At 45.7% G+C, this 18,594-nt stretch carries 18 protein-coding genes; 11 read left to right on the forward strand and 7 right to left on the reverse strand.

The features are described from left to right. Positions 1 to 61: 61 nt before the first annotated feature. Positions 62 to 1,063: a tRNA dihydrouridine synthase DusB gene (gene dusB, locus ABW391_RS09630; protein WP_353481642.1), complete on the reverse strand. Its 1,002-nt coding sequence runs from the start codon at positions 1,061 to 1,063 to the stop codon at positions 62 to 64. A gap of 221 nt (positions 1,064 to 1,284) precedes the next feature. On the opposite strand from dusB, the gene ABW391_RS09635 reads away from it, so the two are divergent. Next, a complete protein-coding gene (locus ABW391_RS09635) occupies positions 1,285 to 1,659 on the forward strand; it encodes a lipocalin-like domain-containing protein (RefSeq protein ID WP_353481643.1) in 375 nt (124 codons plus the stop codon). Between the two features lie 53 nt (positions 1,660 to 1,712). Here the strand turns inward: ABW391_RS09635 and ABW391_RS09640 are convergent, their stop codons facing one another. The 3 genes from ABW391_RS09640 to folE all read right to left on the reverse strand — a co-directional run bounded on the left by ABW391_RS09640 (position 1,713) and on the right by folE (position 3,773). After that, positions 1,713 to 2,333: a MiaE family protein gene (locus tag ABW391_RS09640; RefSeq protein ID WP_353481644.1), complete on the reverse strand. Its 621-nt coding sequence runs from the start codon at positions 2,331 to 2,333 to the stop codon at positions 1,713 to 1,715. Positions 2,334 to 2,375: 42 nt separating this feature from the next. Then, positions 2,376 to 3,029 carry an ABC transporter ATP-binding protein gene (locus tag ABW391_RS09645; RefSeq protein WP_353481645.1) on the reverse strand — a complete coding sequence of 218 codons (654 nt, stop codon included), beginning with the start codon at positions 3,027 to 3,029 and terminating at the stop codon, positions 2,376 to 2,378. A gap of 63 nt (positions 3,030 to 3,092) precedes the next feature. After that, a complete protein-coding gene (gene folE / locus ABW391_RS09650; RefSeq protein WP_353481667.1) occupies positions 3,093 to 3,773 on the reverse strand; it encodes a GTP cyclohydrolase I FolE in 681 nt (226 codons plus the stop codon). Positions 3,774 to 4,185: 412 nt separating this feature from the next. Between folE and ABW391_RS09655 the strand changes: the two genes are divergently transcribed. Both ABW391_RS09655 and ABW391_RS09660 read left to right on the forward strand, forming a co-directional pair. After that, positions 4,186 to 5,496: an NAD(P)/FAD-dependent oxidoreductase gene (locus ABW391_RS09655; protein WP_353481646.1), complete on the forward strand. Its 1,311-nt coding sequence runs from the start codon at positions 4,186 to 4,188 to the stop codon at positions 5,494 to 5,496. A gap of 138 nt (positions 5,497 to 5,634) precedes the next feature. Then, on the forward strand, positions 5,635 to 7,533 hold the full coding sequence (locus ABW391_RS09660; protein ID WP_353481647.1) for a KUP/HAK/KT family potassium transporter: 1,899 nt from the start codon (positions 5,635 to 5,637) through the stop codon (positions 7,531 to 7,533). Positions 7,534 to 7,578: 45 nt separating this feature from the next. Here ABW391_RS09660 and ABW391_RS09665 read toward each other — a convergent pair whose 3' ends face one another. Beyond that, entirely contained in the window at positions 7,579 to 7,869 is a 291-nt protein-coding gene (locus ABW391_RS09665) for a DciA family protein (RefSeq protein ID WP_353481648.1), read from the reverse strand. Between the two features lie 55 nt (positions 7,870 to 7,924). Between ABW391_RS09665 and ABW391_RS09670 the strand changes: the two genes are divergently transcribed. Next, the gene (locus ABW391_RS09670; RefSeq protein WP_353481649.1) at positions 7,925 to 8,506 is read left to right on the forward strand and encodes an LOG family protein; all 582 of its coding nucleotides are present in this window, start codon (positions 7,925 to 7,927) and stop codon (positions 8,504 to 8,506) included. Positions 8,507 to 8,544: 38 nt separating this feature from the next. On the opposite strand, the gene ABW391_RS09675 is transcribed toward ABW391_RS09670, so the two are convergent. Then, positions 8,545 to 9,870, reverse strand: a complete 1,326-nt coding sequence (locus ABW391_RS09675; protein ID WP_353481650.1) for a DASH family cryptochrome — start codon at positions 9,868 to 9,870, stop codon at positions 8,545 to 8,547. Positions 9,871 to 10,020: 150 nt separating this feature from the next. Between ABW391_RS09675 and tilS the strand changes: the two genes are divergently transcribed. From tilS to kbl, 5 genes are all read left to right on the forward strand, one after another. Next, a complete protein-coding gene (gene tilS, locus ABW391_RS09680) occupies positions 10,021 to 11,370 on the forward strand; it encodes a tRNA lysidine(34) synthetase TilS (RefSeq protein WP_353481651.1) in 1,350 nt (449 codons plus the stop codon). 48 nt (positions 11,371 to 11,418) lie between these two features. Beyond that, on the forward strand, positions 11,419 to 12,489 hold the full coding sequence (locus ABW391_RS09685; protein ID WP_353481652.1) for a T9SS type A sorting domain-containing protein: 1,071 nt from the start codon (positions 11,419 to 11,421) through the stop codon (positions 12,487 to 12,489). 63 nt (positions 12,490 to 12,552) lie between these two features. Next, positions 12,553 to 12,987: a type I restriction enzyme HsdR N-terminal domain-containing protein gene (locus tag ABW391_RS09690; RefSeq protein ID WP_353481653.1), complete on the forward strand. Its 435-nt coding sequence runs from the start codon at positions 12,553 to 12,555 to the stop codon at positions 12,985 to 12,987. Positions 12,988 to 13,171: 184 nt separating this feature from the next. Beyond that, positions 13,172 to 14,131, forward strand: coding sequence for an NAD-dependent epimerase/dehydratase family protein (locus tag ABW391_RS09695; protein ID WP_353481654.1), 960 nt, complete (start codon positions 13,172 to 13,174; stop codon positions 14,129 to 14,131). A gap of 49 nt (positions 14,132 to 14,180) precedes the next feature. Next, the gene (gene kbl, locus ABW391_RS09700) at positions 14,181 to 15,368 is read left to right on the forward strand and encodes a glycine C-acetyltransferase (protein ID WP_353481655.1); all 1,188 of its coding nucleotides are present in this window, start codon (positions 14,181 to 14,183) and stop codon (positions 15,366 to 15,368) included. A gap of 142 nt (positions 15,369 to 15,510) precedes the next feature. Here the strand turns inward: kbl and kdsB are convergent, their stop codons facing one another. Continuing rightward, complete coding sequence (gene kdsB / locus ABW391_RS09705) at positions 15,511 to 16,257, reverse strand: 3-deoxy-manno-octulosonate cytidylyltransferase (protein ID WP_353481656.1); 747 nt, start codon at positions 16,255 to 16,257, stop codon at positions 15,511 to 15,513. Positions 16,258 to 16,333: 76 nt separating this feature from the next. Here kdsB and ABW391_RS09710 point away from each other — a divergent pair, with 76 nt between their 5' ends. Then, positions 16,334 to 17,182 carry a LysM peptidoglycan-binding domain-containing protein gene (locus ABW391_RS09710; protein WP_353481657.1) on the forward strand — a complete coding sequence of 283 codons (849 nt, stop codon included), beginning with the start codon at positions 16,334 to 16,336 and terminating at the stop codon, positions 17,180 to 17,182. Between the two features lie 47 nt (positions 17,183 to 17,229). Then, a complete protein-coding gene (locus ABW391_RS09715) occupies positions 17,230 to 18,588 on the forward strand; it encodes a pyridoxal-phosphate dependent enzyme (RefSeq protein ID WP_353481658.1) in 1,359 nt (452 codons plus the stop codon). Positions 18,589 to 18,594 lie beyond the last annotated feature (6 nt).

The following is an 18,594-nucleotide window of genomic DNA, read 5'->3' on the forward strand; positions in this document are numbered from 1 at the left end:
TAAATATCAGGTTATTATGCCGATTCGAATTCGCTTTGATTTCTGATGGTGCAGAAAAAAATTAAACCAATTCAATGGCCTCGACAGCGCTGTATTGCTCTTCCATGCAATCGAGTATTTCAAAAAGAACAGATTGCGTTTCTTCAGTGACCAACTTGCCACGGAATTCCTTGATTCCAGGAAAACCTCGGAAATAGTTGGTGTAATGCCGACGCATTTCCACTACGCCTAATTTTGGCCCCTTCCAATCGATGGAGTGCTGCAAATGCTGACGCACGGCATCCACCCGCTCGTGAATATCTGGCGGGGGAAGCAATTCTCCGGTAGCGAAGTAATGCTTGATTTCCCGAAAAATCCAGGGGTAGCCAATGCTTGCCCGACCGATCATGATGCCATCTACGCCATAGCGGTCTCGGTATTCTTTGGCTTTCTGGGGCGTATCGACGTCCCCGTTGCCAAAAATGGGAATGTGGATGCGGGGATTGTTTTTCACCTTGGCGATCCAACTCCAATCAGCATCACCCTTGTACATTTGCATCCGAGTCCGGGCGTGAATGGAAAGCGCCTTGATGCCAATGTCCTGTAGGCGTTCGGCTACTTCTTCGATGAAAATCATGTTGGAATCCCAACCCAAACGGGTTTTTACCGTTACCGGCAAAGAAGTTGATTTCACTACGGCTTCGGTCAGCTCTACCATTTTTTTGACATCCCGCAGAATGCCTGCTCCGGCCATTTTGCAAACCACCTTTTGAACGGGGCAACCGTAGTTGATGTCCAACACTTCGGGTTGAGCGGCTTCTACAATTTCGGCAGCCCTCATCATAGAATCGAGTTCCGCTCCGAATATTTGTACCCCAATCGGGCGTTCGTAGTCGTAGATGTCCAGTTTTTGCAAACTCTTGGTGGCATCGCGAATCAAGCCCTCTACCGAAATGAACTCGGTATACATCATATCCGCACCTTGCTTTTTGCACAAAGCCCGGAAGGGAGGATCACTCACATCTTCCATTGGTGCCAGCAGCAATGGAAACTCACCTAATTCTATATGCTCAATTTTTACCATATCCCTTTGCGCATTAATGGAACAAAAATAGATTGAATTAACCATTTGCGTTCCAAAAAAATTCCAAATTGAAGAATTTATTCGGCTTTTTACTTAAAATCATGTTAATTCTGGTTCGAATAAACACAAGGGTCTGTACTTTTGTGTTTTGTGGCTTTGGGGAGAAATTCAAATGAAGGAATGTATAACCCGAAAAACCATTTCAAACAACAGAATTCGTCATGCAGACAAAGTTGGTTATTGTTGCTTTTTTAATTTTCGTGGGCTTGAGCTGTTCTCCGTATCGGCAAAAAGATTTGATCGGCGACTGGCAAGCCATTTCGATCACCCAGGAAGGGGATACCTTGAAAATTGATCCAAAAATTGTCAAATTTACCTTCAACAAAGACGAAGGATATACTTTCAGAAGTACCCTCAATTACCAGGAGTCGGGGACATATTACATCATCAACAAGCAATTGTTTACGATGGATACACTCAACCGGGCTTCTACCGAAAAAATAGTTGAAATATTGCAGCTGAGTCCAGATTCCATGAATCTCAAGATGAATGACGCAGGTAAAGAGCGGTTGATGAAATTGAAAAAAGTGCATTAAAATTAAATACTTAGTAGTGGGACAAAAATGAATACTTATTTTTTTGTCGCCCCTTAATGCATTCGGTCACCCCGTAAGTCCAGGTTTTCTAAAATTTCGGCTTCTTTGCGCAGGTATTCTTGCCAACGTTGTTTGACCTTTTCTTCATCGTTGTAACGCTTGGCCAAATCGATGAACAAACGGTAATGACCTGCTTCAGAGACCATAAATTTGTAGTAGAAATCCCGCAGGCTTTCATCTGAAATGTGCAGTGAAAGTAGTCGAAAACGCTCACAACTGCGGGCTTCGATCAGGGCACAGGTCAATAACTTTTCCAGGAGGCGATCTTCTCTGGTGCCGCTGCTGTTTTTCTGGAAAGCCAATAATCCATTGACATACTCATCTTTGCGTTGGCGGCCGAGTTTGAGCCCTCGCTTGTCCAGCTCATTAAGAACCAAGCGGAAATGGCCCCATTCCTCAGTTACGATTGGCGCTACTTCTCGTACCAGATCTTCTTTGTCATGAAATCCCTGGATCAAGGAAATACAGGAAGTAGCTGCTTTTTGTTCGCAATAAGCGTGGTCGGTCAGAATTTCTGCCAAATCCATCTCCGCAAGATTGACCCAACGAGGATCAGTTGGTAGTTTCAGCCCTAACATTCGTACGGTGTAGAGCTCTTTTGAATCCTGGTCCATAAAATATGGTTACATCAAGTCAAATAATTCAATAAATCGGGCTCAACTCAGCAATAATCCATCCTTCATTTCCAGCCTGCGGTCACTCATTGCAGCCAGCTCTTCGTTGTGGGTAACGATGATGAAAGTTTGTTGAAAATCTTTCCGCAAATTAAAAATCAGTTGATGCAAATCCTGGGAAGATGCAGAATCGAGGTTTCCGGAAGGTTCATCAGCAAAAATAACCGCTGGTTGATTCATCAGTGCACGGGCTACCGCCACCCGTTGTTGTTCGCCGCCCGAAAGCTGAGCTGGTTTGTGGGTAGTGCGTGCCGCCAGTCCCAGGTAATCCAGCAATTCGTTGGCTCTTTTTTTGGCTACGCCATCGCTGGTACCATTGATGTAGGCCGGGATGCAAACATTTTCCAGGGCGGTAAATTCTGGCAACAGGTGATGAAACTGAAAAATAAACCCCAGGTTTTTGCTGCGAAAATCGGCCAGTTTTTTTTGATTTAACCTGGATATTTCTTCTCCCGCAATGTGAATCTGGCCACTATCGGCAGCGTCCAGGGTTCCTAAAATGTGCAACAGGGTGCTCTTGCCTGCGCCAGATTTACCAACAATGGAAACAACCTCTGCTTGTTCAACATGCAGATCAACTCCTTTCAGCACAGTCAGCTTGCCGTATAATTTTTGAATTTGTTTTGCTACAATCATGCGGGTAAAATTAAGCAAAAAGGAATTGGAGCAAATGAAAAAAATTAAGCCAGTGGAAAAAGATTATTTGAGGTAATCCAGAAATTCTCTTCTCATCTCTGCATTTTCGAAACATCCACTGTATTCCAGGGTCAAAGTAGTGCTTTCGTCGTGTTGAATACCCCGGTGACTGACGCACATGTGCTTTGCATCTACCACAATAATGACGTCTGTTGTATCGAGGGCTTCTTGCAATGCCAGCAAAATTTGCTTGGTCATACGTTCCTGCACTTGGGGCCGACGGGCATAATAATCCACGATGCGGTTTAATTTGGAGAGGCCAATTACTTTGCCACTGGACACGTAACCCACATGAGCTTTGCCTGTAATGGGCAAAAAATGGTGCTCACAGAATGTTTTGACCGTTATGTTTTTTTCAACCAGCATCCGGTTGTAGTCGAAGCTGTTTTCGAAAGCTGAAATTTCTGGTTTGTTGGCCGGATTCAAACCCTGGAAAATTTCCTGAACAAACATCTTGGCCACTCGTTTGGGCGTGTCTTGCAAACTATCATCGGTCAGATCCATTCCCAAGGTATCCATGATTGCAGCAAAATGATGCGCAATAATTTCCATCTTCTCTTTGTCATGCATCTCGAAAGCATCAGGTCGCAAAGGAGTTTCTATTCCTGAACTGCTATGGTTGTCTCCCATGATTTGAGCTTTTTGACTCAAGATCAAATCGAGAGAATTCTCAGTAGTCACCATACTGGATTGTGGTTTTTTTTCGTGCATTTTGACGCGCTTACCAACTAAAGTAACGGTGTTGCTCTTATTGTGGTTTAACATGGTAAGTTATGTCAATTTGGATGAGAAAAACAATTATCGGCAACTTAACAAACCTAAATCCATTTTGGTTTGAGAAAGCACAAAATAAAAACAAATCGAAGGCTCAATTTACTTGGTACAGTCTGTTATTTGTACGTAAGGAGTGTAAGTCCAATTTTATGCGGTTTTTTTTCTAATTTCAAATTCGTCTATCGACATAACTTATTGATTCAGTGTAAAGTATTTATTTTCAATTTAAATTGAAAATATTGAAAGTTTTGGTTGACTCACAAGTTGTTTAGACTTAACTTTGCTTAGTTTTAAATCCAAACTTAGATAAATTAGACTTATTATGGATGCTAACCTTCCCATTTTGCCCGATCACCCCAGAGTGGTGATTATTGGCGGCGGCTTCGCCGGATTGGCTTTGGCAAAAAAACTGCGCAAGCAACCCATTCAAGTGGTGATGCTGGATCGCAACAACTACTACACCTTTCAACCCTTGCTGTATCAAGTCGCTACTGGTGGTCTCGAGCCCGATAGCATAGCATATCCTCTGCGCAAAATTTTTCAGGGCAATCCAAAATTTTCATTTCGCATGACCGATGTACTGCGCATCAATCCTGAAGAAAAACAAGTTGAAACCTCTATTGGTACCATCAGCTATGACCACTTGGTGGTCGCTACGGGTAGCCAAACCAATTTCTTTAATTTTGCAGATCAGGAAGAGCACATGATGGGGCTTAAATCAGTACCTGAAGCCCTGAATTTGCGCAGCTATATCCTTCAAAATTTTGAGAAAGCAACAACTTCCGCCAACCACCAAACCCAGGATTCCTTGATCAATATTGCCATTGTGGGTGGCGGCCCAACGGGGGTAGAGTTGGCGGGTGCGCTGGGAGAAATGAAGAAATTCGTTTTCCCCAAAGATTATCCAGACCTGGATATGAACAGAATGCGCATCGTTTTATTGGAAGCTGCGCCAAAACTGTTGGGTGGAATGAGTGAAAAGGCCAGTTCAAGGGCCTTGAAAGACTTGCAGGATATGGGGGTAGAAGTGCAACTGAATGCCAAAGTTTCATTTTACGATGGCGCAGTTTTAATTACGGAAGACGGCTTTAAATTGCCAACTGAAACCCTGATTTGGGCTGCTGGAGTAAAAGGACAATTTCCAGAAGGCATTGCCAGTGAAAAAATTGTAGGCGGCAATCGCATTCAGGTAGATGGATACAACCGTGTCAATGGATACGATGGATTGTATGTATTGGGAGATGCTGCGGCGATGATTACCCCTGAAACGCCCCGGGGTTACCCCATGATGGCTCCTGTAGCCATTCAGCAAGGCCAACAATTGGGGGTGAATCTTATTCGTACCCGCAAAGGTCAGGCTTGGAAACCCTTCAAGTATTTTGACAAAGGAACCATGGCAACCATTGGCCGAAATCGGGCGGTGGTCAACTTTTTAGGTCAAACTTTTCATGGCCTGATCGCCTGGTTGATGTGGATGTTTGTACACATCATGTATTTGGTTGGTTTCCGCAATAAGGTGGCTACTTTGATGGGCTGGGTATACAATTATTTGACTTACGACCGAGCTTTGCGCTTGATTATCCGTCCTTTTGCTAAAAATATCCGCATTGAAAACTACGATAAGATTCAATAACTAGGTTTTTAGTTTGAAAAAATCTTGGAGAAGAAGGGGCTTCTCCAAGATTTTGGCGTTGATTTTTAATGAGAATATATCAATTGGGTTACCTTTGCTGCTCTCAACAAATATTTATTCAACCAAGTTGAACAAACAGTGAAAGAACAACAGCACAAGGTTACCTTTGGTAGCCTCATTGTAACCCTAGGAATTGTTTACGGTGATATTGGGACTTCTCCTCTTTATGTTTTCAATGCCATCGCCGGGACGGATATTCTCACCAAAGAACTCATTTACGGCGGCTTGTCTTTGATTTTTTGGACACTCACCCTCCAAGCCACTTTCAAATACATCTTTATTACTTTGAATGCCGACAACAATGGGGAAGGTGGGATTTTTGCTTTGTACTCGTTGGTCAGAAGGCGTGCCCCCAAATGGACGATTTATGTAGCCATGATTGGGTGCGCAGCGTTGATTGCCGATGGCATGATTACGCCAGCGATCTCGTTAACCTCTGCCCTGGAAATTGCCGAAAAATCAATTCCCAAGCTTCCGATTGTGCCGGGAGTGATCACGATTTTGGTGGCCATTTTTATGTTTCAGCAGTTTGGCACCGATACGATTGGTAAATTTTTTGGCCCTTTGATGTTGGTTTGGTTTACCATGCTCACGGTTCTTGGAATAGGCTCTATAACTCATCACCCCGAAATATTTTTTGCCTTTAACCCTTATTATGCAGTAAAACTCTTTCAGCACCACCACAATGCCTGGTGGGTAGTTGGCGCCGTTTTTCTTTGCGTAACAGGGGCAGAAGCCTTGTACTCTGACTTGGGTCATGTAGGTAAGCGGAACGTACAAATTTCCTGGATTTTCGTCAAAACAGCCTTAATGCTCAATTATCTTGGGCAAGGTGCCTGGATGATGGGGCATATTGGCCACAAGCTGCCCTCCAATCCCTTTGGCGGCTTGATGCCAGATTGGTTTGCGCCTTTTGGTTCGGCCATTTCTACAATTGCGGCAATTATTGCCAGTCAGGCTTTGATTACGGGATCATTCTCCCTGATTCACGAGGCCATTCGCATCAAAACCTGGTTTAGAATTGTGGTATACCACCCATCGCGGCACCGTTCGCAGATGTACATTCCATTTGTCAACTGGTTGCTTTTTTCAGGGTGTTTGGCTGTGGTATTGTATTTCAAGAGTTCATCCAGAATGGAAGCTGCGTATGGTATTGCCATCACCATTGCCATGTTGAGTACTACCATTTTGTTGTTCTTTTATCTCAAAAGCCGCAAGGCCATGCCTACGGCAGCCATATACATTCTGATCTTTTTGTTCATCATGATTGAAGGAACCTTCTTTGTGGCCAATGCTCAAAAAATCGCCCATGGTGCTGGCTTTGCCTTGATTTTGGGAGGGTTGTTCTTCTTGGTCATGTTTACGGTGTACAATGCCAAGTTGCTTACCAAGCAAAAGCGCAACGTGATCATGTTGGCCAAAGCTTTGCTTACAATACGGGCGGTTAGTCGGGATGAAACCATCCCGCTTTATGCGTCTCACCTGGTATTTTTGACTTCTACGCGTAAAAAAGACCTGATCGAAGAAGCCATACCCCAATCCATCTACACTGGCCAACCCAAGCGGGCGGATGTATACTGGTTGCTTCACTTTTCGGAAGAAGATGAACCGTATACCAATTACTACAAGTTTACAGAAATTGAAGCGGGGCTGATGTATCGTCTTGATTTCCACTTGGGTTACAAAATTCACCCGGATGTAAGCGAGTTCTTCCCAAGGGCAGTGAATGAACTGGCCGCTCAGGGCAAAATTGAATTAAAAAACCATTACCCTACCTTGCAAGAGTACGAAGTCGGACCTGACTTCCGCTTTGTATTGTTGGATACGGCGTTCCTGATTTCACCGGTGATGCCAATCCGCGAGCAACTTTTGTTGAAAGGATATTTGTTGCTGAAAAAGATCGGCGTGTCTTCAGAATCTTACTTTGTATTGGAACCCGGTAGCTGGGTCAAAGAGCAAGTCATTGTGAATGACTAAGTTAATTTGGTGATGGGCTGTCCAGAACATCAGTCCATTACCAAATTATTTGATGATTACTTCTTCGAGGTATTCTTCCCCAAGCTCTTCATTAAGCATTTTGCGGATTTTTTCACGGCCGTAAAAAAGTTCCTGACACAGGGAGGGAGAATCAATGAGGAGATAAAGCTTGCGGCGGATCACCCGCACTTGGGTGGTGTGTTTGGCAATGCTTGGCCCCATCAAGCTGCTCCAGGCTGCTTTGATTTGCGCTTCACTGATGCCTTGCTTGAGGCGGTATTGGTTTACCAACTCCAACAAAGCTTCCTTCAATGTTTTTTCATCGTATTTTGACATGCTACGAAATTAACGCTATTTTTGATTTCTTTCAACCCAAAATTCTACTTTCACCATGCAAGCAATTACGGTTTTTTGTGGGGCAAATACAGGCACAGATCCTATTTATACCCAAGTAGCCCGTCAAATGGGGCATTTGTTGGCTGAAGAGGGCATTGCTTTGGTTTATGGAGGGGGTAAAGTAGGACTGATGGGCGTAATCGCCGATGCAGTATTGGAAAAAGGAGGTAAGGTGATCGGTGTAATTCCCCATTTTTTGGCTCAAAAAGAAGTGGAGCATACCGGAGTAACCGAGATGCATTATTCTGAGACCATGCATGAGCGAAAAATGAAAATGTTTGAGATTTCGGATGGTGCAATTGCCATGCCGGGGGGCTTTGGTACCTTGGATGAATTGTTTGAACTCTGCACCTGGGCTCAGCTAGGGCTACACGGAAAACCTTTGTGCATCCTCAATGCCAACGGCTTCTACGATGGACTCTTGCAGTTTTTGGATCGTTTGGTGGCAGATGGATTTCTTAAGTCAGAAAATCGAGGCATAATCGTGGATGCCAATCAACCAACAGACGCATTAGCGAAAATGCGCGCATACACACCAGTTTCCGTTCCAAAATGGATCACCAAAGAAGAAATTTAGCAACACAAAAAACCGGGCAGTAATTTTTTGCCTCAGACTTAAACGACAGGTGTTGCCAATTCTGCTAACCAGTGCTTGATGTAAGCCCCATCGGGATCATAGCGTTTTGCCTGAGTTTCGATGTTGAAATAACGATCTTCCCGAGGGTCGGAACCAACCCCGGCGATGTAATTCCAGTTGCCCCAATTGCTGCAAACATCGTAGTCAATCAGTATGGACTCAAAGTATTCTGCACCCATTTGCCAGTTGAGGTTCAGGTCTTTGGATAAATAGCTGGCCACATTTTGCCGTCCGCGGTTCGACATAAAGCCGGTATTTTTCAATTCCAGCATATTGGCATCAATGAAGGGGATGCCGGTTTTTCCTGCTGTCCAACGCTCCAATAGTTCAGCATTTTCAACCCATTTTGGATCAATCTGACCACGGGTGCCTCCTTTCTGAAAAATTTTATTGCCGTATTTTTTACCCATGAAGCGGAAAAAATCGCGCCAGAGCAATTCAAAGAACAACCAGTAGGTCGATTCATTGGCACCGCGTTCCTTTTCGTATTTTTTCAGTTCGTGGTAAACCATTTTGGGTGAAATACAACCTTGCGACAGCCAGGGACTGAGCTTGGAAGAGTAATCTCCGCCGAGCATTCCATTGCGGCTTTCTTTGTAGTCTTTAATAAAATTGGTTTCCCAGAGGTAATACTGCACGCGTTTGAGTCCTTCAGTTTCTCCGCCTTTAAAATTCAATGCTGCGCGGGGATCAGGCTCAAAATGTTGGTGTCCTAAATCTTCCAAGGTGGGTATTTCCCCTGGCTCGAGGTCGATAGAAAGTGGATTAAAGGTTTGGATTGGCCGAGGCAAAGGGTCTCGTACTGGAACGATGCGTTCTACTTCTTTGCGAAACTGGGTGAATACATCGGGCGTATGCTGAATCGGGAAAGGCAAATCCGCAGTGTAGTACAGCATTTTGCCCCGATTGTAACGCATTTCCTGGCCGATGCTCCACAATTTTTGCTCCAGCGTGTCCTGGACACGTGCTTCTTCCTGGGTGCGTTCGCGATTGCAAAAGATCCAACTGGATTTGGTGGCTTCAGCCAGGTCAAACAGCACCTCTTCTGCGTTGCCCACCAGAATGATCAAGTCGCTATTGAGTTTGCGCAATGACTGTCGCAAATCGGCTACACTCTCCAGGATAAACTTGGTGCGGTATTTTCCAGTTTTGGGAAAACCAAAAGAGGTATTCCCTTTGAACAGACGGTCTTCGAAAACAAAAACCGGAATCACTTCATAGGCATTGCGCATTGCATCTTGCAGTGCTTCGTTGTCGTGCAAGCGCAAATCCATGCGAAACCACACGATTGCTTTTCTCTTCATGGTTAAAAAGGTTGAGGAGGACACAAAATCCGATATCATAACAAAAGCACCTAGCTGTAGTTTAGGGTAAAATGTATTTTTTTCCAAAAAGTCAATTCCTCTAACGAAATTTGTAGCGTTGGAGAAATTTGAAATTCCAACAAGAGCGTTATGTTGAAAGGTTTTCAGGAATATTTAACCAGGTTGGTTGGGGATTTGCCCAGCAATTATCGGTTCTTGCTTGCGGTGAGTGGAGGAAAGGATTCTGTCGTATTGAGCGATTTATTTTATTGTTCAGGAATACCCTTTGCGATGGCACACGTCAATTTTCAATTGCGTGGGATCGATTCTGATGGGGATGAGACCTTTGTAAGGGCATTTGCAAGACGCTGCGAAGTCGAGAGTTTTTGTACCGCCCTGGATACAAAAGCTTACGCGACAGCGCATCAATTGTCTACCCAAATGGCGGCCCGAACCTTCCGATATACCTGGCTGGAACAAATCAGGGCCGAGCATGGATTTGACTACATCGTCACGGCTCATCACCTCAATGATACTGTTGAGACCATCTTGTACAATCTGGCCAAAGGCAGCGGCATTAAAGGCATTCTGGGCATTCCGGCTATCAATGGCTACGTGATTCGCCCCATGTTGTTTGCTACCCGCCAAACGATTGATGGCTACTATCTAAAAGCGGAATTGGTGCACCGGGAAGATTCCAGCAATGCCCAGGTGGGGTATGCCCGCAATTGGATCCGCTATGAAGTGGTACCTGCGCTGCAAAAATTGAATCCTTCCCTGGAATTGACGATCAACCGCAATTTGGTGTACTGGCAGCAAATGAATGCCTGGTTTGAACTGGAAGCTGCCAGGATTCGTGCCGAAATCTGGCAAACCCGAGAGCAAAGGCATGTTGTTTCTCTTGATTCTATCCGCAAGCACCCAGCACTATTGACCTTGTTGTTTCATTGGTTGCAGCCTTTTGGGTATGTTGCTGATCAGGTTGCTGATCTTTGTGAGGCAGTATTGGAGCAAAAGCAAGGCAAGCTTTTTTTTAGTAAAACCCACCAGGCACTTCTTCACCAAGGCACTTTGATCATTGAGCTTCAAACGCCCCGGGATGATACGGTTATGATTTGGCCAGCAGGTCAGTCAAGCCTGTCGCTGGACGGACATAAAATAATTTTTTCTACCCATGCTGAAAGCCCTCAGATTCTGCCCAATCAACCCGATATTGCCTGGCTAGATGCTGATGCTTTGCAATTCCCTTTGCAGCTGCGCCACTGGCATGCTGGCGACTACTTTTACCCCCTTGGAATGGCTGGAAAGCCTAAGAAAGTGCAGGATTATTTCACCGATGAAAAGATCGACCGCTTCGCCAAAGACCGCATTTGGTTGCTCATAAATGGCAACGGAATGATCATTTGGGTAGTGGGTTTTCGCATCGATGATCGCTTCAAAATCCAGGAAAACACCACCCGTTTTGCCTTGTTGCAGGTTTACTCCTTGATGCATTTCTGATCAGAATAGCCTATTTTTGGAGAGTAATTAAAAATTAACCTACCGATTATGAGACAGCTCATCTACTTATTTTGCTTTTTGGGACTTGCAACTGCGGTCACTGCTCAGACTCAAAACATTGTAGTTCCCAAAACCCAGCGTGGGGTAGTAACCAAACTCGCTGCTACCTGGTGTCCATTTTGTGGGGGGCAAGCATGGGAAACTTACAAAAAAATGGTGAGTGATCTGAGCCCCAAATCATTGGTTATGGTGGTACATCGCAGCGCCTCAAGTCGTTTGTATAGCGCTACCGCCGAAAAAATCCTGGGTGGATATGATCCGGTTTTCTACCAACCCTATTTCTTTTTTAATACCAAGGTGGTGGGTGAAGGTGACGCTGCGACGGGTACCGAAATGAAAAAACAGGTAGACAATGCATCAGCGCTTGCTAATCCCACTGCACAAACAGGACTACAGGTACGTTACAATGCCTCTAATCGCGAGCTGGAAGTGATGGCGAAAACCGAGTTTTTCAAAACCGCATCTGGTGAATTTTCCACAGGGATCTATCTCATCGAAAAATCGGTAATCGCAGCACAGGCCAACCGCACCAATGCCGAAAATCACCTCAACGTACTGCGTACGCATTTTGGAACCAATGAATTTGGTTTTGAAATTGGCCAGGGCACAATGATGAGCGGTTTTTTTAAAGTAACCTCCACCAAGCTTACTTTGCCCAGCACCATCAAACTCGAAAACACCATTGTTGCCAGCATCATTTGGCAAAAAGACGGCAACGTTTATTCGATGGTCAATTCCAACTGGATTGATGTGGCCGGATCTTTGACTACGGTGAGCATACAGGAAGATCAGGAATTGAAAGCTGGTTTTACAATTTTGCCCAACATCATTTTAGATAAAGGTTTGCTGGAATTCAACTTGCCCAAATCGGGTCAACAGGTTTCGGTACAGGCGTACAATTTGCAGGGGCAATTGGTATCGACGCTGTATCAAGGCAATTTGCCTGCGGGCAATCACCAGTTTCCAATAAATCGCGCACAACTTACCAGTAAAGGACTTTACTTTGTCCGCTTGCTGGTTGATGGTCAGTTTGCTACTCGCAAAGTGATCGCAGAATAATCGTATCTTGGGATCCCAGATGTGTTTCAAACCTGAAAACATCTGGGATTCAAATCGGAATGAATGTTGAATTTTTTATCCTTCGTGGATGCGCTGCAAATCAAAACTCAGGATCAAAAGCGCTTTATTTTTGATCCTATCCGCAAAAAATGGCTGGTTTTGCAACCAGAGGAATTTGTTCGGCAATTGATGGTGCAGTACCTGCTCCAGGAAAAAGGCTACAACCGCAATCGCATCGCCATTGAAAGGGGAATTAAAGTAAATGGCCTCGCCAAACGCTGCGATATCCTGGTTTTTGACCAAGACTTACAACCTTATATTCTAATTGAATGCAAAGCCCCCGAAATTTCCCTCAGCGCCGATGTTTTTCACCAAATGGCCGTTTACAACATGCAATTGCATGTCCCTTACCTGATGATGAGCAATGGAACCTCATCTTACATTGGCAAAATTGATGTCGAAAATCAACAATATACTCTTCTGGAAGACTTGCCATAACGCCCTTCACTGCATACCTTTGCTCCATTGTAGTGGGGCAAAAATAAGTGTTCATTTTTCTTGAGCCATAAGATTCGATAAGACACTTGAAATGAACCGTTTTCTTATCGAATCCTATGGCAAAATGAACACTTATTTTTTTATCGCCCCTTAATTATCATTGGCGAAAACAAGCCTAACCAAAATGACCAAAGAAACCATCCTGATTACCGGTGCCGGTGGACAGATCGGCTCGGTATTGTCTACAACGCTTCGACAAGCCTACGGGGCGAATGCGGTATTGGCCACCGACATCCGTAGTGCCGAACTTGGCGAAGGCCCATTTGAGTTGCTCGATGTACTCAATGGCAATCGGCTGCACGAGTTGGTAAAACGCTACCGGGTTACGCAAATTTACCACCTGGCGGCCATCTTGTCGGCACGCGGAGAACAGAACCCCAAAATCGCTTGGGACATCAACATGAACAGCCTGTTCAATGTGTTGGATGTGGCGAAAGAGCACCAATTGAAAGTCTTTTTCCCTAGTTCCATCGCGGCTTTCGGGCCCAATACGCCCAAACAGAATACGCCACAGGATACCATCACCCAGCCCAGTACGGTGTATGGAATCAGCAAAGCTGCTGGTGAAAACTGGTGCCAATACTACCACCTCAAATACGGCCTCGATGTGCGCTCGGTGCGTTTCCCCGGGATCATTGGATATCAATCTCTTCCCGGTGGCGGCACTACAGATTACGCCGTAGACATTTACCACAAAGCGGCATTGGGTGACAGCTTTACTTGCTTCCTGGAGCCGGATACCCGCCTGCCCATGCTTTATATGGATGATGCCATTCAGGGCGTGCTGCAATTGATGAATGCACCTGCGGAAACCCTCACGGTGCGCACCAGTTACAATTTGGCGGGAATTTCCTTCACGCCTGCTGAAATTGCTGGGGAGATCCAGCAGCATGTACCTGGTTTTAGCATCAATTATCAACCTGATTTCCGTCAGGTCATCGCCGATTCCTGGCCACAAAGCATCGATGATCAAATTGCCCGGAGGGACTGGGAATGGAAACCCAAGTTTGATTTGTCTTTGATGACCCAGGACATGCTCAGTCATTTGCAAGAAATGTATTTGGCGGAAATGCTGAAACATTGAGCCTCATTTTGCCGTTTCAATCTTTTCTTGTCTACTTTAAAGCCATCACATGTACACCATTAAAAACGCCTTAGAACAAGAACTGCAAGACCTGCGCGAAGCTGGTCTATTCAAATCCGAACGCATCATTGCAAGCCCTCAAGGCGCAGAAATTGCGCTGGCCAGTGGTAAAGAAGTAATGAATTTTTGTGCCAACAATTACCTGGGTTTGTCGGCTCATCCTGCAGTGATTGAAGCCGCCAAGGAAGCCATTGAGACCCATGGTTTTGGGATGTCTTCGGTGCGCTTCATTTGTGGTACTCAAGACATTCACAAAACATTGGAAGAAAAAATTTCGGACTTCCTGGGCTTGGAAGATACCATCTTATACGCTGCCGCTTTTGATGCCAACGGTGGGTTGTTCGAGCCGTTGTTGGGTGCAGAAGACGCCATCATTTCAGACGAACTGAACCATGCTTCTATCATCGATGGCATTCGTTTGTGCAAAGCGCAACGCCATCGTTACAAGCACAACGACCTGGCTGACCTGGAAGCAAAATTGCAGGATTGCGCTGGCGCACGTCGCATTTTAATCTGCACCGATGGCTGTTTTTCTATGGATGGCACGATTGCTCAATTGGACAAAATCTGTGATTTGGCAGAGCAACACAACGCCATGGTCATGATTGATGAATGCCACGCTACCGGATTCCTGGGCAAAACGGGCCGGGGTACCCACGAATTCCGCAACGTGATGGGGCGGGTCGACATCATAACGGGCACTTTGGGCAAGGCCCTTGGCGGGGCATCCGGAGGTTTTACCTCGGCCAAAAAAGAAATCGTGGAGGTATTGCGGCAACGTTCCCGGCCTTACTTGTTTTCAAATACGCTAGCGCCATCCATTGTGGGTGCATCCATCAAAGTACTGGAGTTGCTGAGCGAGACGACGACTTTAAGGGATAAACTGGAGATCAATACCCAGTTTTTCCGCTCTGCCATGACTGCTGCGGGATTTGACATCTTGCCTGGCGAGCACCCCATTGTACCGATCATGCTGTACGACGCCAAATTGGCACAACAATTTGCGGCCCGTCTTCTGGAAGAAGGTATTTATGTGATCGGCTTTTTCTTTCCGGTGGTTCCACAAGGCAAAGCCCGCATTCGGGTGCAACTTTCTGCTGCTCATGAGATTGAGCACCTGGAAAAAGCAGTCGCGGCCTTCACGAGTGTGGGATATGAATTGGGGGTGCTGAAGTAGTGGAAAGCTTCGCTGCTTTTTTAATTCCACCACCTAAGACACCGGAGACTCACCTGAGTCAAAATATACCTATCTTAGGTGAAAACTTAGGTGTCTTAGGTGGTGGAATAAAAGCAGCGGAGCTGCAAAAAACAAAGTCGACCTACCACAAATCCCCCAACAACGCTTTTGCCTTCTCTAAATCCTCAGGAGTATCCACTCCAATGATGGCACGATCCGTGATGGCTACATGTATTGACTTGCCGTGGTAAAGCCACCGGAGCTGCTCCAGGGCTTCCAGTTTTTCCAAACCAGCAATGGGTAAGGGGGCGATTTCCAACAAAGTAGACCGCAAATAACCATATAAACCGATGTGCCGAAAATGACAAGCCTGCGCCAACCATTCTGCTTCTGGCAGGCCACGCAAATAGGGGATAGGGCTACGGCTGAAATACAATGCCAGGTTTTGGGCATCAAATACCACCTTAACCGCATTGGGATTGAACAAATCGGAGGAATCAACAATGGGCATTGCCAAGGTAGCAATTTCAGCCCGGCCACTGTGTAGGGGCTGTGCAACCCGATCGATTTGCTCGTAGGCCAGAAAAGGTTCATCCCCCTGGATGTTCAGCACCACCTCGTATTCAGGAAAGGCATGAGCTACTTCTGCACAGCGATCGGTTCCGCTTTGGTGATCGCTGCTGGTCATTTGGGCTTTTCCGCCAAAATCGAGTACATGATCGTAAATGCGCTGGTCGTCGGTTGCAATAATCACGGCATCCAAGGCAGGTGCGGCAACGACCCGTTCGTATACCCGTTGAATCAGGGTTTTGCCATTTAAATCGGCCAGAGGCTTACCCGGAAAACGGGTGGATGCATAACGGGCAGGGATAATACCAAGAGTTTTCATAAATTTGCCAAGGGTTAACAGCTTGTTTAGCCGACGAATTGGATACACCTATTAAACTCCAAACATACTGAAAACTATGTGGAAATTGCTATTGCTATTCTTGCCCGGTTATGTTTTTGCCACCGGAGACAGCCTGCGCTATTTGACTCCTCGCGACACAGTTACGATAACCATTGGAGCCAACGAAGAAAAGATCTTTGAACATCAGATTGAGAAAGGCCAGACCATCTTTTCGTTGGCCAAGTTTTATGGCTTGAGTATGGATGCCATTCGTTACCTCAATCCCAGCTTGAATTTTGATGCAGTGAGTCCGAATCAGCGCATCAAGGTGACCATTCCCAATCGAGCGATCATTCGTTACCGCGAAGCAAAATTCAACCCACGTTGGAATACGCCCGTCTACTACCGGGTAAAAAAAGGCGATAACCTGTTCAGATTGAGCAGTGTGTATTTTCGTATGCCCGAAGATACCATCAAAGCCAGGGCAAAACTGAAAGGTGGATCTTTGCAGCCAGGGCAACTGATTCAAATTGGCTGGATCAGCCCCTTGGGTATCCCCTCCGATTGGCAAACGCGTACTCCTCTGCCAGCCTCCTTGAAAAAGGTAGCTGATCTCAAAGGGAAATTTGACCGGTATGGAGTAGGCAAAAAAAAGCAAGAGGTCAAAAATCAGGGAATTGCCGTCTGGCAAAAAGAAGCCCCCGCTGCCCGCAACTATTATGCCCTGCACGATAAAGCGCCTTTAAATTCAATCATCGAGATAAGCAACCCGGTGACCAAAAGAACCGTTTATGCAGAAGTGTTGGGTAAGATTCCTGCTACCGCTTATTCTACCAACGTAGTGGCCATTCTTTCTCCCAATACGGCCAAGTTGCTTGGTGCAAAGGATGAACAGTTTTTTGTCAAAATCAAGTATTTTAAATAACTCAATTCCAAACAACGCAGCAACCCAAAACCAAGAACATAAAAACCATGGATTACCACAAAAACATCCTTTCCACCATCGGCAACACGCCCATGGTGCAACTCCATAAAGTCGTATCAGAAATACCCGCTTTGGTACTGATGAAGGTGGAGACCTTCAACCCCGGGCATTCCATCAAAGACCGCATGGCGCTCAAAATGGTACTGGATGCAGAGGAGAGGGGAGACTTAAACCCCGGCGGCATCATCATCGAATGCACTTCGGGCAATACAGGCATGGGCTTGGCCATTGCAGCAGCAGTCAAAGGCTACAAATGCATTTTTACAACCACCGACAAGCAGTCCAAAGAAAAAATGGATCTGTTGCGTGCCTTGGGAGCTGAAGTGATTGTGTGCCCAACCAACGTGGAATCTGATGATCCAAGGTCTTATTACTCGGTGGCTTCGCGTTTGAGTAAGGAAATTCCCAACTCTTATTGGTGCAATCAGTACGATAACCTGTCCAACCGACAGGCGCATTACGAGAGTACGGGGCCCGAAATCTGGCGGCAAACTGCGGGCAAAATCACCCACATGATCACCGGGGTAGGTACCGGAGGAACCATATCTGGCACCGGACGCTATTTGAAAGAGCAAAACCCCAACATAAAAATTTGGGGCATTGACACCTACGGTTCAGTGTTGAAAAAATACCACGAAACCCGCCAGTTTGATGAAAAGGAGATTTATCCCTACATCACCGAAGGCATTGGCGAGGACATCATTCCTAAAAACATCGATTTTGACATCATCGATCACCTCGAAAAAGTGACCGATAAAGATGGCGCTTTGATGGCCCGCCGCTTGGCTCGAGAAGAAGGGATTATGTTGGGCTATTCGGCGGGTTCGGCCCTGGCTGGTCTGATTCAGCTGAAAGACAAATTGACCCCAGACGATGTTGTTGTTGTGGTTATTCACGACCATGGCAGTCGTTATGTAGGCAAGATTTACAACGACGACTGGATGCGGGAACGGGGATTTTTGGATACCGAATTGCGGGTGAAGGATATCATTGCCCGAAAACAAGACAAATCTTTTTATACGGTACGCAAGACCGATACCATTCGCCAGGCTTTTGACTTGATGAAAAGCCATGACATATCTCAGGTTCCGGTGGTTGACAATGAAGCCATAGTCGGGTCACTGGCAGAAAATGTGGTGCTCAATTTCTTATTGGAAAACCCAATGCGGCACGCGGAACGCCTTGTAGGAGACATCATGTCCGAGGCGCTGCCAGTTGTGGATGAGTCTTTGCCTTTCAGCCAATTGCGCAATTACATCAGCAAACAAATTCCGGCGGTATTGGCCAAGGACAGAACTGGATCTTACCACATCATTACGCAGTACGACATCATTCAAACGGTGTAAGTTTTA

This window comes from Haliscomenobacter sp., from assembly GCF_040403615.1.
Classification (GTDB): domain Bacteria; phylum Bacteroidota; class Bacteroidia; order Chitinophagales; family Saprospiraceae; genus Haliscomenobacter.

Bases quoted from the DNA above. Each gene is read 5' to 3' on its own strand.
- folE (WP_353481667.1), bottom strand. From the start codon at position 3,773: ATGGTGACTACTGAGAATTCTCTCGATTTGATCTTGAGTCAAAAAGCT.
- ABW391_RS09665 (WP_353481648.1), bottom strand. From the start codon at position 7,869: ATGTCAAAATACGATGAAAAAACATTGAAGGAAGCTTTGTTGGAGTTG.
- ABW391_RS09715 (WP_353481658.1), top strand. From the start codon at position 17,230: ATGGATTACCACAAAAACATCCTTTCCACCATCGGCAACACGCCCATG.
- dusB (WP_353481642.1), bottom strand. From the start codon at position 1,063: ATGGTAAAAATTGAGCATATAGAATTAGGTGAGTTTCCATTGCTGCTG.
- ABW391_RS09635 (WP_353481643.1), top strand. From the start codon at position 1,285: ATGCAGACAAAGTTGGTTATTGTTGCTTTTTTAATTTTCGTGGGCTTG.
- kbl (WP_353481655.1), top strand. From the start codon at position 14,181: ATGTACACCATTAAAAACGCCTTAGAACAAGAACTGCAAGACCTGCGC.
- tilS (WP_353481651.1), top strand. From the start codon at position 10,021: ATGTTGAAAGGTTTTCAGGAATATTTAACCAGGTTGGTTGGGGATTTG.
- ABW391_RS09710 (WP_353481657.1), top strand. From the start codon at position 16,334: ATGTGGAAATTGCTATTGCTATTCTTGCCCGGTTATGTTTTTGCCACC.
- ABW391_RS09675 (WP_353481650.1), bottom strand. From the start codon at position 9,870: ATGAAGAGAAAAGCAATCGTGTGGTTTCGCATGGATTTGCGCTTGCAC.
- kdsB (WP_353481656.1), bottom strand. From the start codon at position 16,257: ATGAAAACTCTTGGTATTATCCCTGCCCGTTATGCATCCACCCGTTTT.
- ABW391_RS09670 (WP_353481649.1), top strand. From the start codon at position 7,925: ATGCAAGCAATTACGGTTTTTTGTGGGGCAAATACAGGCACAGATCCT.
- ABW391_RS09690 (WP_353481653.1), top strand. From the start codon at position 12,553: ATGTTGAATTTTTTATCCTTCGTGGATGCGCTGCAAATCAAAACTCAG.
- ABW391_RS09640 (WP_353481644.1), bottom strand. From the start codon at position 2,333: ATGGACCAGGATTCAAAAGAGCTCTACACCGTACGAATGTTAGGGCTG.
- ABW391_RS09685 (WP_353481652.1), top strand. From the start codon at position 11,419: ATGAGACAGCTCATCTACTTATTTTGCTTTTTGGGACTTGCAACTGCG.
- ABW391_RS09645 (WP_353481645.1), bottom strand. From the start codon at position 3,029: ATGATTGTAGCAAAACAAATTCAAAAATTATACGGCAAGCTGACTGTG.
- ABW391_RS09655 (WP_353481646.1), top strand. From the start codon at position 4,186: ATGGATGCTAACCTTCCCATTTTGCCCGATCACCCCAGAGTGGTGATT.
- ABW391_RS09695 (WP_353481654.1), top strand. From the start codon at position 13,172: ATGACCAAAGAAACCATCCTGATTACCGGTGCCGGTGGACAGATCGGC.